Genomic DNA, 14,336 nt, shown 5'->3' on the forward strand with positions numbered 1-14,336 from the left:
ATCGCGGCGAGAGGTAGGAATAGGTGATGACCAGCGCGGACGAGCCCGACCCGCGACGGTGGAAGGCGCTCACGGTCACCCTCGTCGCCGGGTTCATGAGCCTGCTCGACGTGAGCATCGTGTCGGTCGCCGTGCCGTCCATCCAGCACGGCCTCGGCACGACGCCGGCAGGCGTCCAGTGGGTCGTCTCCGGCTACGCGCTGGCGTTCGGGCTGGCCCTGGTGCCCGCCGGACGCCTGGGTGACGCGATCGGGCGACGGCGGATGTTCCTGGCCGCGTTGGGGGCGTTCGTGCTGTTCAGCGCGTTGGCCGGGCTCGCGCCGAGCACGGAGGTGCTGATCGTCGCCCGGCTCGCCCAGGGCATCTCGGCGGGCGCGCTGGCGCCGCAGAACTCGGCGCTGATCCAACAGCTGTTCCGCGGCGCCGAACGCGGCCGGGCGTTCGGGTTCTTCGGCTCCACGGTCGGCATCTCGACGGCCGTCGGGCCGGTGGTCGGCGGCCTGATCCTGGCCGTGGCGGGCGAGGCCGAGGGCTGGCGGTGGATCTTCTACGTCAACGTGCCGATCGGCCTGGTCGCGCTGGTGCTGGCGGCCCGCCTGCTGCCCCGCGCCCGCGGCGGCCCGCGTGGACAGCTCGACCTGGTCGGCGCGGCCCTGCTCGGCACCGGTGTGCTGGCCGTGATGCTGCCGCTGGTGCTGGCCGAGGCGGGCGGCCTGGCGCTGTGGTGGCTGTTCGGGCTCGGTGCGGCGCTGCTCGTGCTGTTCGTGCGGTGGGAGCGGCAGGTCGCCGCGCGCGGCGGGAGCCCGATGCTGAACATCGCCCTGTTCACGGGCACGCCCGGTTACGGCACGGGGGCGTTGCTCGGGATGGTGTACTTCGTCGGGTTCGCCGGCATCTGGCTGGTGTTCGCGCTGTACTTCCAGACCGGGCTCGGTTACACGCCGTTGCAGTCGGGGCTGGCCGTGACGCCGTTCGCGGTCGGGTCGGCGGCGTCCGCGGTGGTCGGCGGGCGGCTGGTGGAGAAGTGGGGCCGCAAGCTGACCGTCACCGGGTTGACCCTGGTGGTGGCCGGGCTGGCGGTGACGGCCGTGGTGCTGCGGTTCGCGCCGCCGCACGTGGCCGGGTGGGTGGTCGCTCCCGCGTTGCTGGTGGCGGGCATCGGCGGCGGGTGGGTGATCTCGCCGAACACCACGCTGACGCTGCGGCACGTTCCGGTGGCGATGGCGGGTGCGGCCGGTGGGGCGTTGCAGACGGGGCAGCGCATCGGCGCGGCGATCGGCACGGCGGCGTTGACCGGTGTGTTCTACCTGGTGCTGAGCTCGTCCGGGCGGGACTTCCCGGTGGCGGTCGCGGTCGCGGTCGGCGGCGCGACGGTGGCCGTGTCGCTGGCCCTGGTGGTGGCGCTCGTGGAACTGCGCGCCCGACCACGTTGTCCGTCCGCTGTGGACGGTGCCGAGCAGGCGATCCCGGACGTGCCGTGAGGGGTGCGGTGCGGGCACGATGGCGGGATGGACCTGGTACCGCTGACCGAACGGCTGCTCGGGCTCCGCTCGACCGCCGACCGGCCGGACGACCTGCGCCGGGCGTTGGACTTCGTGCTCGACGTGGTCGGGCCGGGGTTCACCGTGGAGCGGTTCGAGTCGGGCGGCAAGCCGAGCGCGCTCGTCTACGTGGGTGAACACCGTCCCCACTTCCGGGTGATCTTCAACGCTCACCTGGACGTGGTGCCCGGCACGGACGACCAGTTCCGGCCGCGGCGGGACGGTGACCGGCTCATCGCCCGCGGCGCGCAGGACATGAAGCTGTCCGCGTTGGTGCTGGCCTCGGTGTTCCGGGACCTGGCCCTGCGGCTGCCTTACCCGCTCGGGTTGCAGTTGGTGACCGACGAGGAGGTCGGCGGGCGGGACGGCACGCTGCACCAGCTGGAGCAGGGCGTGACGGCGTCGTTCGTGGTGATCGGGGAGCACAGCGCGCTTCGGGTGGTGGCGGAGTCGAAGGGGTTGATCACCGTTCGGCTGCAGGCGGTGGGGCGTGCGGCGCACAGCGCGTACCAGTGGCTCGGCGACAACGCGGTGCTGAAGGTGGTGCGGGCGGTCGACCGGGTGCTCACCGCCTACCCGGTGGCGGCGGTGGAGGAGTGGCGGACCACGGTGAACGTCGCCCGGATCTCGTCCGGGAACCAGGCGCTCAACCAGGTGCCCGCCGACGCGACCGCGTGGCTGGACGTCCGCTTCCCGCCCGAGGACACCGACTTCACCGGCCGCACGCCGGAGGAGGTCGCCGCCCACTTCACCGCGTTGTGCCCACCCGGCGTCACGGCCGAGGTCGATCACTTCGAACCGCCACACCGGGCCGCTGCCGACGGTCCCTACCTGTTGGCGCTGCAGCGCGCCGCCCGTGCCCAGGGGTACTCGGGTGAGCTGCTGCGCAAGCACGGCGCGGCCGACTCGCGGTTCTACTTCCAGCGCGGGATCGACGCGGTGATCTTCGGCGTGGGCGGTGACGGGCAGCACGGGCCGGACGAGTACGCCGACCTGACCACGGTCGAGCCGTACCGGCGGGCGTTGATCTCGTTCCTGGAAGGCATTGCCTAACGCGTAACCCAGCGGTTACGCTTCCCGGTGTGGACGAGGTGGCGGGCGCGATCGCCGACCCCGTGCGGCGGGAGATCCTGGAGATGCTGCGCGCGGACGCGCGGTTGTCGGCCGGGCAGATCGCCGAGCGGTTCGAGATCAGTCGTCCCGCGGTGAGCCGGCACCTGCGCGTGCTGCGCGAGAGCGGGCTCGTGCGCGACGAACTGGTGGGCAGGCAGCGGTTCTACGTCCTCGACGCCTCCCGGTTCGCGCCGCTGGCCCGATGGCTGGCGTCGTTCGACGCACCCACCGAGCCCTCCGCGTGGACGCACCGCCTCGACGCCCTGGAAACCGAGGTCTACCGCACCCGCCGGGACCGCCGCGCGGCCGACCAGCGCGCGGCCGACCACCGCGCGGCCGACCAGCGTGCGGCCGACCACCGAGCCACCGGTCGGCGCGCGACCGATCCACCTGCCGACGACCGCCGGGTTGCCGACCGCCGCGCCGTCGATCCCCCTGCCGCCGAAGTCAAGGAGCACACCGCATGAGCCCGACCCCCACCGGTCGCCTGTTCCGCACCGACCAGGGCAGCGACCTGGTGCTCACCCGCACCTTCCGCGCGCTCGCCGACGACGTCTGGGCGAGCCTGACCGAGCCGGAGCGCACCGCCCGCTGGTTCGGCCCCTGGGAGGGCGAGGCCGCGCCGGGCCGCACGGTGAAGGTGCAGATGGTGTTCGAAGAGCAGGAACCGTGGATGGAAGTCCGCATCGACGCCTGCGACCCGCCCCGGCGGCTGGCGTTTTCCATGGTGGACGAGGCCGGCACGTGGCGGATGGAGCTGCTGCTGTCCGAAGTGGACGGTGTGACGGAACTGCGGCTGGTGCACCACCTCTCGACCGAGGAGGGCATCGGCGAGGTCGGCCCGGGCTGGGAGTACTACCTCGACATGCTGGTCGCCTCCCGCACCGGCGCGCCGCTGCCCGCTTTCGACGACTACTACCCGTCCCAAAAGACCTACTTCGAGGACCTGACGACCTCCGGGTGAGAGTGCTTCAGCCCTTCCCGACATCGACCACGCAGAACAGATTGCCCTCCGGGTCGGCCAGGACGACGAAATCGGCCCCCGGCGGGTAGGTCCACGGGACGCGCTCCGCACCGAGCCCGATCAGCCGCTCGACCTCGGCCCGCAACTCGGCTTCACCGCTGACGTGCAGGTCGAGGTGCGTCCGGTCGGTCTCGTCCAGGGTGATGGGCGGCCCGGCGCCGTCCTTCGGGGCCAGGACGGGGCTCTCGTCGCCGATCGGTCCGTTGACCAGGTGGTAGCCGAGGGCTCCGCTCCAGAACTCCGCCGCCCGGCGGAGGTCGTCGACCTTCAGGACCACGCTTCCGATGTGCGCCATCGGTCCATTGTCGCCCGGATCAGTCGGGGATGCGGGCGGCGACCTTGGCCTGGAAGTCCGGGCACGCGGTGATGTCCTCGGCTTCGCAGCCCATCGCGTGCTCCAGCACCGACAGCGACGCCCGCAGCGAGGCGATCCGCTCGGCCAGCCGGTCGTGGTGCTCGCGGTAGAGCGCGCGTCGGGTCGGGCGGTCGGCGGTCGCGGCGAACAGCAGCCGCACCTGGTCCAGGCCGAGCCCGGCGTCCTTGGCGAGCAGGATCATCGCGATCCGTGCCTCGTCCGCCCGCCCGTACTGCCGCCGCCCGTTCGCGTGGCGGCGCGGTGCGAGCAGTCCCATGTCCTCCCAGTGCCGCAGGACGTGCGTGGCCAGCCCGAACCGCTCGGCCACCGTGCCGATCGACATCTCCTCGCTTGACTTCATGTCGACATGAAGTTGCACAGTCGGTGGTGTTGTCAACCCCGACGATCGCGCAGCCGAGGAGCCTCGATGACCGTGTCAAGCCGCCGAGGGCGTGGGTGTCGGCGCGGCGGGAGTGAACAGCCGGTTGTCGCGCAGCAGTGCCCAGAGCCCATCGACCAGACGTCGGGCCAGGGCGAGCAGGGCTTGGGTGTGGATCAGCCGTTCACCGCGTTTTCTGTCGTGGAAGGCACGGGAAGGGCCGTTGGCGCGGATGCTGGACAGGGCGCCCATGTAGAACACGCGGCGCAGCCTGCGGTTGAAGCGCTTGGGGCGCTTGAGGTTCCCGCTGACGCGTCCCGAGTCCTCGGGCACGGGCACCAGTCCGGCGTAGGCGGCCAGTCGGCCGGCAGAGGCGAACGAACCCAGGTCGCCGCCTGTGGCGACAAGAAACTCCGCTCCGAGGATCGGCCCGAGCCCGGGCACAGACTCGATGATCCGCGCCTGGGGATGGGTCCGGAAGCGCTCGGCGATGAGCTTGTCGATGTCCTTGACCTCCCGGTCCAGGTCGAGTGGCTCGCGCGCCAGGCGTTTGACCAGCACCGCCGTGCCGGCCTCACCGGGCAGCCGCACGGTCTGGCCTTCGGCCGCGCGCTGCGCGGCGACGACCATGCCGGGCACGCTCTTGCGCCATGCCTTGTGGCCAAGCAGGTGCGCGGTCAGGCCGGGCGCACCGGCGGCGCGGACCTCGTCAGGCGTGCAGGACCCGGCCACGAGGATGAGCGCGGAGCGGGTCGTGTGGTCAAAAGCGCCCTCCAAAGCGGGGAAGATGCCGGTGAGCAGGTCGCGCAGCCGGTTGGCACCACGGACCCGGTCGGCCATCAGGTCCTCCCGGCGCGCGATCAGCCGGACCAGCTCCACGACCAGTTCGTCAGGCGTGGCGATCTCGGCGAGGTCCGAGCGCATCCGGGCGGTCTGGGCGATCACCCTGGCGTCCTCGGCGTCGGTCTTGCCCTCGCCGCCGAACGCCCCGCTCATACTGTTGACCACCCGGCCGGGCACGTAGACGACCCTCTGCCTGGCCGTGATCAGCACGGCCAGCAGCAGGGCGACGGCGTTGCTGGTCAGATGACCGCCCAACGCACCTCCGTCGCCGCCTCGGTGGCGCGCACGACAAGCTGCTGGATGGCGCCCTGGTCGTTGGCCACCCTCTGCGAGAACACCACCTCGCCATCCGCGTCCATCGCGCAGGCGTGGTGCGCGGCCTTGCCCGCGTCGATCCCGACGAAGACAACCTGTCGAACTGTCACGCACATTCTCCCGTCACCGCAAAAACCCCGTGGACAACCCCGCCGGCAGGTCCCTGAACAGCGACGGTCCGCATCAGGTCTCAATCAGCGGCCAGGGCGTCCAGAACGACGGGGCGGCCACTCCTCAGAAGCCACCTCACGGCAGACACCCCATCAGCCACACCCCGTCGCTCCGGGCATCCGGGGTGTCAGCCCCGAACAACATCAACCTTAGGGAGCCCCCCGTGTCCGACCACTCGTCCACCTACTTCGACCGGAAGCGCAGCGCCTCCTACGACCGCCGAGCCGCCCGCCTCCTCGGCGGCCTGTACCGACGGGTCGCCGCCGACGTCGCCGCGCTGGCCGCTCCCGGTGCGGTCGTGCTCGACGTCGGCACCGGTCCGGGACGGCTGCTGCACCAACTCGCCGCCCGCCGTGCGGACCTGGTGCTGGGCGGTGTCGACCTGTCCGCCGACATGGTGGCCGTCGCCAACGCCGCCGCCGGCGCCTGGTCGTCACGCATCACGTTCCAGGTCGCAGACGTGACCTCGTTGCCGCGGCCGGACGACAGCGTGGACTTGATCGTCTCGACGTTGAGCATGCACGAGTGGCCGGACCACCGTCGGGCGGTGACCGAGCTGCGGCGGGTGCTGCGTCCCGGCGGCCTCCTGCTGGTGTACGACTTCCGCTTCGCACGCTTCGAACGCGAAGCGTTCTCGGACTTCGCCCGAGTCCGCCGCGCTCCAGTGCGCCTGAAGTGGTGGCCGATGGCCCTGTTCGCCGGCGTGACCGCCTCCAAGCACTGACCCTCACGGCTTTGGGCTGCGCATTTCGGCAGGTAGGGGTACGGTCGGTGGACGCAGCGGGTTGAGCCAGCAGCCACTGCCTTCTTCGACTCCGAGGAGGCTGCGGGCAGTGAGAACAGAACCTTTCGGGCACCCGTTCAGGGTGGACCGCCAAGTGCACGGCTATGCCGTTGTGGTGCGCGTGGCCGGCGAGGTCGACGCGATGACCGTCCGCGAGCTGAAACACGAGATCGCGGTCGGCTTGGCCCTGGCCACCCCACCGGCCCCGGTCGTCGTGGACCTGACCGACGTCGACTTCTTCGCCGCCGCCGGTCTGAACGAACTCCACCGCGGCCACTTGGCGGCGAAGGCCGCCGGCGTGCCACTGCGCGTCGTCGCCAGCCACCGCCACGTCCTGCGCCCCTTCGAGATCAGCGGCCTGGACCAGGAAATCACCCCGTGCCCGACCTTGGCCGAAGCCCTGGTGGTCCACACTCCCCGAGGCCTGCGCCGCTTCGCACTGCCCGCGACCTGACCGAGCCCCACCCGCCGCGAGCCTCGACACCACCCGCTTGACGGAACCTCCGCGCGAGCGAAGGTGATGAGCGGCGGAGAGCGTGCGTGCCGCGGTAGGGGCGTCTGTGGGTGGAGGGTCGCTTTCAGAATCGCCAGAGAGCCGGAGCCGGCGGTGCGGGCGCTGGGAAGGTGTGGACGGGGGTTGTGGGTCCGCCGCCGACCGGTGCGGGACGAAGGACTGCCACCGCGGCAGTGCACCCACCAGCAGGACCGGGCCGAAGATCAAGGTGGCCGCGAGGATCCGGCGGCCGGGGAAGGTGTGGGTCATGGCAGTGACGATGCCGGCGGGGGACCGGTCGCGAATCGGCCCACGGTCCGGAATCTCAGGTCAGACCAGGGTCCGAGTTGGCGAGTGGGTGCGCAACAGCACCGCGCTGTGAACGACCGGGTGCCACAGCGTGTAGGTCGCTCCACCACGGGTAGTCGGCGTGGGACTGCCGATGAGGAGGAGCACGTGGACGCGTTCAAGCCCGCCAAGGCCGTGAAGGAAGCTCTGGACAAGGCCGCGGAGAAGGTCGCCGACCTGGTCACGCCGCCGGCCCCCGGCTCGCCGGGCAGCGCGCCGCCCCCGGTGGACCCGCCGAACGAGCCGCAGGGGCCACTACCGCGCAAGCCCGACCAGGCATCACCCCAGACGCGGACCGCGACCGGCGCGGAAACCGGCGCCGCGGCCGACACACGGGAACAGCGGGGCGAGTACCTGACCACGTCCACCGGCGCGCGGCTCTACAACACCGACCACTCCCTCAAAGCCGGCGCGCGCGGACCGACACTGCTGCAGGACCACCACCTGCGCGAGAAAATCACCCACTTCGACCACGAACGCATCCCCGAACGGGTGGTTCACGCGCGAGGTGCCGCCGTGCACGGTGTCTTCGTCGGCTACGGCAGTGCCACGAACGTGTGCAAGGCCGCGTTCCTCGCCGAAGGCGTGACCACGCCGGTGTTCACCCGGTTCTCCACGGTCGTGGGTTCGCGCGGCTCGGCCGACACCGTGCGCGACACCCGCGGTTTCGCCACGAAGTTCTACACGTCCGAGGGAAACTTCGACCTGGTGGGCAACAACATCCCGGTGTTCTTCATCCAGGACGGCATCAAGTTCCCGGACATCATCCACGCCGCCAAACCGCACCCGGACCGGGAGATCCCGCAGGCGCAGAGCGCGCACGACACGTTCTGGGACTTCGTCTCCAGCCACACCGAGGCCACTCACCACGTCATGTGGCACATGTCCGACCGTGCCGTGCCGCGATCGTTCCGGATGATGGAGGGCTTCGGCGTCCACACGTTCCGGCTGGTCAACGCCGAAGGCGCCACGTCGCTGGCGAAGTTCCACTGGAAGCCGAAGCTGGGTGTGCACTCCCTGCTGTGGGAGGAGGCGCAGCTGATCGCGGGCGTCGACCCCGACTTCCACCGGCGCGACCTGTTCGACGCGATCGAGTCCGGCGCGTACCCGCAGTGGGAGCTGGGCATCCAGGTCTTCCCGGACACCCCGGAGCAGACCTTCGAGGGCATCGACCTGCTCGACCCGACCAAGATCGTGCCGGAGGAGCTGGCGCCGGTGCAGCCGGTGGGCATGCTCACGCTCAACCGCAACACCACCAACTTCTTCGCCGAGACCGAACAGGTGGCGTTCCACGTCGGCCACCTGCCGCCGGGCATCGACGTGACCGACGACCCGCTGCTGCACGCGCGCCTGTTCTCCTACATCGACACGCAGCTGAGCAGGCTCGGCGGGCCCAACTTCAACCAGATCCCGATCAACCGGCCGCACGCGCCGGTCAACGACATGCTGCGGGACGGCTTCCACCAGCACGCCGTGCACAGCGGTGTGGCGCCGTACAAGCCGAACACTCTCGACGGCGGCTGCCCGTTCATGGCCGGCGTGGAGACCGGCGCCTACGTGGAAGTCCCGCAGACGGTGGCCGAGGGCGTCAAGGAGCGTCGCGCACCCGCGTCGTTCGAGGACCACTTCACCCAGCCCCGGCTGTTCTACCGGAGCCTGAGCCCGGTGGAGAAGGAGCACCTGGTCCGGGCGTTCACGTTCGAGCTGGGCAAGTGCTACGAGCAGGCGATCCGGGAACGCGAGCTGCGCGTGCTGGCCAACGTGGACGTCGAGCTGTGCGCGCTGGTGGCGGCCGGTCTCGGGCTACCCGCCCCCGAGGCCACCGAGCCCGCCGCCGAGGTCACGCCCAGCCCGGCGTTGTCGCAGCTGGGCCAGGTGTGGCCGGCGGACGGTCGGCTGATCGGCATCGTCATGGACGCGGACGACCCGGCGAGCCTCGACGGGCTGCACGCGCTGCGCCAGACGATCACCGCGGGCGGCATGGTCCCGCTGGTCATCGCCGCGCGCGGCGGTGAGCTGGAGGACGGCCTGGTGCCGCAGCGGACGTTCCTCACCGCCCGCTCGGTCGAGTTCGACGCGTTGCTGCTGGCCGCCGCACCGCCGCCCGCACCCGACGCGCTGCCCGCCCGTGACGCGAAGGCCGGTGCGCCCGCCGTCACCGTCGACCCGCGCGTGGTGCTGATGGTCCAGGAGTGCTACCGGCACGCCAAGGCGATCGGCGTCTGGGGCAACGCCGAGGCCGCCCTGGTCGAGGCCGGTGTCGCGCCCGGTGAACCCGGAGTCGTCGCCGGTCAGACCGCGGCGGACGTGTTCGCGGAGGTCCAGACCCTGCTCGGCACCCACCGCGTGTGGGACCGGTTCCCGGCGACCGTGGCCTGAGGGGCGGACCGGCCGCGGCACGTCCGCGGCCGGTCCCGTCACGTCAGCAGATCAGGCACAGCGAGTAGTTCGCCCGGTACGTGGTGGCGCTCGCCGGTGCGACGATGTTGTGCGTCTGCGCGCCGCCGTCGGACCAGCTGCTGTACCGGTAGCGCAGGCCGAGCGGACCGCTCTGCGGGCTCGGTGCGCTGATCGAGTTGTTCGACCCGACGATCACCGTGCGGGTGAACGGCGTGGTCTGCGCCGTGCCGCCGACGCTCAGCCGCAACCCGCTGGGACTCGACGTGAACGTCAGCGCCACCGTCCGCGGGTCGAGCTTCGTCGTGGTGCTCTTGGTGCGGCCCGAGGAGTCCGTGGCGGTCAACGTCAGGTCCAGGTACGACGGGTACTCGTGGTCCGGTGCGATGAACGAGCCCGACGCCACCCCCGACCAGTTCTGCACCACGTGCTCGTGGCACGAACCGCTGGTGGCGCAGTGCTGGATGCTCAGCTTCCAGCTCAACGCGGACGCGGGCAGCGTGCCGTCCTGAGGGTCGGTCGCGTGCCCGGAGAACGGCACGTTCTGGCCCACCGACCAGTTCAGCGGCGCGGTCGGCGTGTCGATCACCGGCACGGGGTCGTCCGAGACCGGTGTGCCGACCGTGACGGTGACCGCGGTCGTGCCGGACGCGCCCGCCTGGTCGGTCACCCTGAGCCGGACCGTCACCGCGCCCTGCGTGGTGTACGTGCGGGTCGGGGTGGCGGAGGTGGAGTCGTCGTACTGGCCGTCCCCGTCGAGGTCCCACGCGTAGCTCAGCGTGTCACCAGGGTCCGGGTCGGTCGAACCGGTGCCGCTGAACTGCACGGCCAGCGGCGCGGGCCCGGACTGCGGGGTTGCGGTGGCGACCGCGGTGGGCGCCCGGTTGCCGGTCGGGTAGCTGACGCGGCGCAGCTGGCCCGCGCCCAGCGCGAGGTAGAACAGGTCGCCGCCGGGGCCTGTGGTGATCTGCACCGGGACGTTCACCCCGGTCACGAACGGCACCAGCTTGGCCGGGTCGGGCTGGCCAGCGGTGGTCTGCATGGCCCAGATGCAGCCGCGCGAGCTGTCGGCGAAGAACAGCGCGCCGTCGTAGGCGGGCGGGTAGTTGCTGCCCGACTCGAACGCGATGCCCGACACCGAGGAGCCGCCCGTCGGGCACGGGTCGGTCGCCACGACCTTCGCCGAGTGGTTGTAGGCGTAGTAGGGGGTGGTCTGGCCTGCGCCCGTGTAGAGCGACTCGCACAGGGTCAGGTTGGCGCCGTCGTAGCCGCCTTGGCGGGCCGAGCCCTCGTAGCAGGGCCAGCCGAAGTTCTCCGCCGTCGCGTCGTTCACGTCGGCGATCCGGTTGATCTCCTCCCACGTGTTCCAGCCGACGTCGCCCGCCCACAGCTCCTCGGTGCCGGGGCGGAAGGCGAAGCGGAACTGGTTGCGCATGCCGTGGGCGATGACGCGCTTGGCGTTGGCGTCGGCGTGGCCGGCGAACGGGTTGCCGGGCAGGCCCGCGCCCGTGTCGGGGTCGATGCGGACGATCGTGCCGTCGAGGCTCACCGGCTCACCGGACGGGCGGCGGATCGACTGCGCGCGCAGGGCGCCGCCGCGGGCGGTGGGTGCGGTGAGGTTGGTGCCCGCGGGCGACGGCGGGTCGGCGCACGGGTTGCCGACCTGGCCGTAGTCGGTGAAGTTGAAGCTCGCGCCGTCACCGCCGCCGACGTAGAGGCCGCCGTCGGGGCCGAAGACGACCGTGCCGATGGAGTGGCTGGGGTACTGCTGGCACCAGTCGGTGACCAGGGGCTGCTCGGCGGTCATCGTGCCGCCGGCGCCCATGGTCAGCTTGGACACCCGGCCGGTGACCACGCAGCCCTGGTCGGTGGCACCGGGCGGGGTCGGGCACTGGTCGCCCCAGCGCGGGTGCGTGCCGCCGGGGACGGCGTCGTAGGTGTAGGCGACGTAGACGTACGGGCGGGTCGGGAACTGCGGGTCGACGGCCAGGCCGAGCAGGCCGCGGTCCCAGAAGTCCTGGGTCTGCGGGCGGAGGTCGGCGAACACGGTGGCGGTGGTGTCGGCGAGCGAGTCGAAGACCTTGACCAGGCCGCTCTTCTCGGCGATGAACACGCGGCCGTCGGGTGCGAACGAGACGGCGGTGGGGCTGGTGAGGCCGCTGATGGCGAGGGTGTCGGTGAAACCGGTCGGGACGGCGGCGGTGGCCGTCGGCGGGAGCGCCACCGTGGACGCGGCGAGCAGGACAGCTGCGGCGGCCACGGTGGTGACCCGTCTGGAACGGGGTGAAAGCCGGGTGCGGCGCGGTAAAGGCATGGTCCGTTTTGTTCCCTTCGTGACACCTTTGGGTGAGCACGGAAGGGTGCCATGCGAGTCGGCGGTCACGCACCGCTTTGTCGGGTGGGTGCCGGGCTCTCATTCGAGCGGACTATCGGCGACCCCGAAAATTCGGCCCAGGCGTCGTCCGTCCGGTGGAGGCAGGTTCGGCGTTCAGCCCAGCACGGTGTCGCGCTCGGCCTTGCCCCAGGTCACCAGGAACCCGGCCGCCGCGGCGAGTGGGAACATCACCACGCCGTAGACGGCCGCCGGCACGGCGAGCTGCTCGCTGCCGAGCACGGTCACCGCGACCGTGATCGCCAGCGTGCTGTTGTGCACGCCGACCTCGAACGCCGACGCCACCGCCTGCCGCTCGCCGACCTTCGCCAACCGGGGGACCAGGTAGCCCGCGGCGAGGCTGCACGCGCAGAACACCACGGTCGCCAGCCCGATGTCGGCCAGGTAGCCACCGATGTTCTCCGACTCGGCGACGATCGTGCCAGCGATCACGGCCACCAGCACCACCGCCGAGAAGATCCGCACCGGCTTGTCCGCGCGGTCGGCGAACACCGCCGACCAGCGGCGCACCAGCATGCCCAGCACCACCGGCACCAGCACGATCGCGAACACCTGGGCGACCTTGCCGAACTCCAACCCGACCGCGCCCTCCGTCGACGGCTCGAAGTGGTCGAGGGCGAAGTTGACCACCAGCGGCAGCGTGATCACGGCGAGCACCGAGTTCACCGCGGTCAGCGTGATGTTGAGCGCGACGTCACCGCGGAACAGGTGGCTGAACAGGTTCGCCGTCGTGCCTCCGGGTGACGCGGCGAGCAGCATCATGCCGACCGCCAGCACCGGGTTCAGGCCCAACACCACCACCAACCCGAAGCACACCAGCGGCAGCAGGACCAACTGGGTGGCCAACGCGACCGCCACGGCACGAGGCTCGCGGGCGATGCGGGCGAAGTCGGCGACCGTCAACGACAACCCGAGCCCGAACATCACCACGGCCAGTGCGATCGGGAGGCCGACGCTCGTCAGTGCGGAATCCACGGCGATCACCTGCGTTTCTGCGTCGAACCCGGGGGAGGCCGGGGGAGGAGCGCATCCTCCCCCAGAACGGGACGAATCGGGAGGTTCGAGGCCGGTTCGATGACATTCGGTGATCAAGCGGCGGCGAACTGCCAGAAGCTCGCAAGGCGAGGACGCCTTGGATCTTTCAAAGCTTTCAAGCTCTTCAAGCATCCACGCCGAGCCTGGTCACTCCTTGCGGGCCACCAGCAGTGACTGACCCGGTGACGTGGTCAGCGGGTGGACCACCGGCGATCTGAACCCCGCGGACGTGAGCCAGCCGGTGATCTCCTCCACGCCGTACACCTGCCCACCTTGACCGTGGAACAGGTTGAGGCTGAAGACCCGGGCGAAGGCGTCGCCCGCGCGGTCCGGTGGGTGCTCGTCGTGTTCCAGCAGCACAACGGCGCCGCCAAGCCGCAGCGCCGACGCGACCCGCGCCAGCAACGCCTCGTTCGCCACCGCAGTACGCCCGTGCACGACGTTGAACAGCAGCACGGTGTCGTAGTCCGAGCCCAGGTCGAGCGTGTCGTAGTCACCGGCGCGCAGGGTGATCCGCCGGCTCAGGCCCGCGTCGGTGACGGCCGCCGCACCCACCGCCAGCGCGTCCGGCAGGTCGATGACGGTGGCCCGGAGCGCCGGGTGCGTGGCGCACAGCCGGATCGCGTGCTTGGCGTGCCCGCCGCCCACGTCCAGCAACGTCGAGCCGACCGGCAGGATCGAGGCCACCTCGGGCGCGATCGCGTCGGCGTGCCCGGACAGCATGCCCTGGAACCGGCGCAGCACGTCGGGCCGTTCGGCGAGCCACGCGTAGAAGTCGATCGAGGGCTTGCCGGTGCGCACCGACTCCTCCATCCCCTCCCACGACTCGAACAGCACCACGGACCAGAACTTGTCCACCTCCGAGTAACCGCCGCCGGCCAACCACTCGGTGGTCTCGTCGGTGTTGGCGTAGCCATCCGGCGCCCGGGTCAGGTAGCCGAACGACACCAGAGCCTCGGCCAGCAGCCCGGTGCCGCGCGGGTCGGCGCCCAAAGCGGACGCCAAGGACGCGATCGGGAGCGGGCCGTCGGCCAGCGCGTCGAACAAACCCAGCCGCAGCCCCGTCGCGACGGCGCGGTAGCCCGCCGTGGCGAGCAGGTCGTGGAACGACGGCGGGCCGTCGTCCGGTCCCAGGTGCAGTGGCAT

General features: G+C 71.3%; 12 protein-coding genes and 1 pseudogene. 7 read left to right on the forward strand and 6 right to left on the reverse strand.

The genetic code is table 11. The features are described from left to right. Nucleotides 1-26: 26 nt before the first annotated feature. From A6A25_RS22470 to A6A25_RS22485, 4 genes are read left to right on the forward strand one after another with little or no spacing between them, the layout of a single operon-like run. Nucleotides 27-1,481 (forward strand): MFS transporter, encoded by a 1,455-nt coding sequence (locus tag A6A25_RS22470; protein ID WP_073892980.1) that lies wholly within the window; start codon nucleotides 27-29, stop codon nucleotides 1,479-1,481. Nucleotides 1,482-1,508: 27 nt separating this feature from the next. After that, a complete protein-coding gene (locus tag A6A25_RS22475) occupies nucleotides 1,509-2,594 on the forward strand; it encodes a M20 family metallopeptidase (protein WP_073892982.1) in 1,086 nt (361 codons plus the stop codon). 29 nt (nucleotides 2,595-2,623) lie between these two features. Next, the gene (locus A6A25_RS22480) at nucleotides 2,624-3,121 is read left to right on the forward strand and encodes a metalloregulator ArsR/SmtB family transcription factor (RefSeq protein ID WP_083668556.1); all 498 of its coding nucleotides are present in this window, start codon (nucleotides 2,624-2,626) and stop codon (nucleotides 3,119-3,121) included. Beyond that, nucleotides 3,118-3,618, forward strand: a complete 501-nt coding sequence (locus tag A6A25_RS22485; RefSeq protein ID WP_073892984.1) for an SRPBCC family protein — start codon at nucleotides 3,118-3,120, stop codon at nucleotides 3,616-3,618. Before A6A25_RS22480 ends, A6A25_RS22485 begins: the two co-directional genes overlap by 4 nt. Nucleotides 3,619-3,625: 7 nt before the next feature. Here A6A25_RS22485 and A6A25_RS22490 read toward each other — a convergent pair whose 3' ends face one another. The 3 genes and pseudogenes from A6A25_RS22490 to A6A25_RS22500 all read right to left on the reverse strand — a co-directional run bounded on the left by A6A25_RS22490 (nucleotide 3,626) and on the right by A6A25_RS22500 (nucleotide 5,680). Continuing rightward, a complete protein-coding gene (locus A6A25_RS22490; protein ID WP_073892986.1) occupies nucleotides 3,626-3,973 on the reverse strand; it encodes a VOC family protein in 348 nt (115 codons plus the stop codon). A 19-nt stretch (nucleotides 3,974-3,992) separates the two neighbouring features. Then, on the reverse strand, nucleotides 3,993-4,394 hold the full coding sequence (locus tag A6A25_RS22495) for a MerR family transcriptional regulator (RefSeq protein ID WP_073892988.1): 402 nt from the start codon (nucleotides 4,392-4,394) through the stop codon (nucleotides 3,993-3,995). A gap of 75 nt (nucleotides 4,395-4,469) precedes the next feature. Continuing rightward, nucleotides 4,470-5,680: pseudogene (locus tag A6A25_RS22500) on the reverse strand (IS110 family transposase). Nucleotides 5,681-5,904: 224 nt separating this feature from the next. On the opposite strand from A6A25_RS22500, the gene A6A25_RS22505 reads away from it, so the two are divergent. From A6A25_RS22505 to A6A25_RS22515, 3 genes are all read left to right on the forward strand, one after another. After that, nucleotides 5,905-6,465 carry a class I SAM-dependent methyltransferase gene (locus tag A6A25_RS22505; RefSeq protein WP_073892990.1) on the forward strand — a complete coding sequence of 187 codons (561 nt, stop codon included), beginning with the start codon at nucleotides 5,905-5,907 and terminating at the stop codon, nucleotides 6,463-6,465. 109 nt (nucleotides 6,466-6,574) lie between these two features. After that, on the forward strand, nucleotides 6,575-6,979 hold the full coding sequence (locus A6A25_RS22510; RefSeq protein ID WP_073892991.1) for an STAS domain-containing protein: 405 nt from the start codon (nucleotides 6,575-6,577) through the stop codon (nucleotides 6,977-6,979). 495 nt (nucleotides 6,980-7,474) lie between these two features. Then, nucleotides 7,475-9,745 (forward strand): catalase, encoded by a 2,271-nt coding sequence (locus A6A25_RS22515; RefSeq protein WP_073892993.1) that lies wholly within the window; start codon nucleotides 7,475-7,477, stop codon nucleotides 9,743-9,745. A 43-nt stretch (nucleotides 9,746-9,788) separates the two neighbouring features. On the opposite strand, the gene A6A25_RS22520 is transcribed toward A6A25_RS22515, so the two are convergent. From A6A25_RS22520 to A6A25_RS22530, 3 genes are all read right to left on the reverse strand, one after another. Continuing rightward, nucleotides 9,789-12,077 carry a PQQ-dependent sugar dehydrogenase gene (locus A6A25_RS22520; RefSeq protein WP_083668558.1) on the reverse strand — a complete coding sequence of 763 codons (2,289 nt, stop codon included), beginning with the start codon at nucleotides 12,075-12,077 and terminating at the stop codon, nucleotides 9,789-9,791. 174 nt (nucleotides 12,078-12,251) lie between these two features. Next, nucleotides 12,252-13,130: a bile acid:sodium symporter family protein gene (locus A6A25_RS22525; protein ID WP_073893272.1), complete on the reverse strand. Its 879-nt coding sequence runs from the start codon at nucleotides 13,128-13,130 to the stop codon at nucleotides 12,252-12,254. Nucleotides 13,131-13,337: 207 nt separating this feature from the next. Beyond that, complete coding sequence (locus A6A25_RS22530; protein WP_073892994.1) at nucleotides 13,338-14,336, reverse strand: class I SAM-dependent methyltransferase; 999 nt, start codon at nucleotides 14,334-14,336, stop codon at nucleotides 13,338-13,340.

The organism is Saccharothrix sp. CB00851 (assembly GCF_001905065.1).
GTDB lineage: Bacteria > Actinomycetota > Actinomycetes > Mycobacteriales > Pseudonocardiaceae > Actinosynnema.

Coding starts and splice junctions, on each gene's coding strand:
- A6A25_RS22470 (WP_073892980.1), top strand. CDS start 27: ATGACCAGCGCGGACGAGCCCGACCCGCGACGGTGGAAGGCGCTCACG.
- A6A25_RS22475 (WP_073892982.1), top strand. CDS start 1,509: ATGGACCTGGTACCGCTGACCGAACGGCTGCTCGGGCTCCGCTCGACC.
- A6A25_RS22485 (WP_073892984.1), top strand. CDS start 3,118: ATGAGCCCGACCCCCACCGGTCGCCTGTTCCGCACCGACCAGGGCAGC.
- A6A25_RS22490 (WP_073892986.1), bottom strand. CDS start 3,973: ATGGCGCACATCGGAAGCGTGGTCCTGAAGGTCGACGACCTCCGCCGG.
- A6A25_RS22495 (WP_073892988.1), bottom strand. CDS start 4,394: ATGAAGTCAAGCGAGGAGATGTCGATCGGCACGGTGGCCGAGCGGTTC.
- A6A25_RS22520 (WP_083668558.1), bottom strand. CDS start 12,077: ATGCCTTTACCGCGCCGCACCCGGCTTTCACCCCGTTCCAGACGGGTC.
- A6A25_RS22530 (WP_073892994.1), bottom strand. CDS start 14,336: ATGCCACTGCACCTGGGACCGGACGACGGCCCGCCGTCGTTCCACGAC.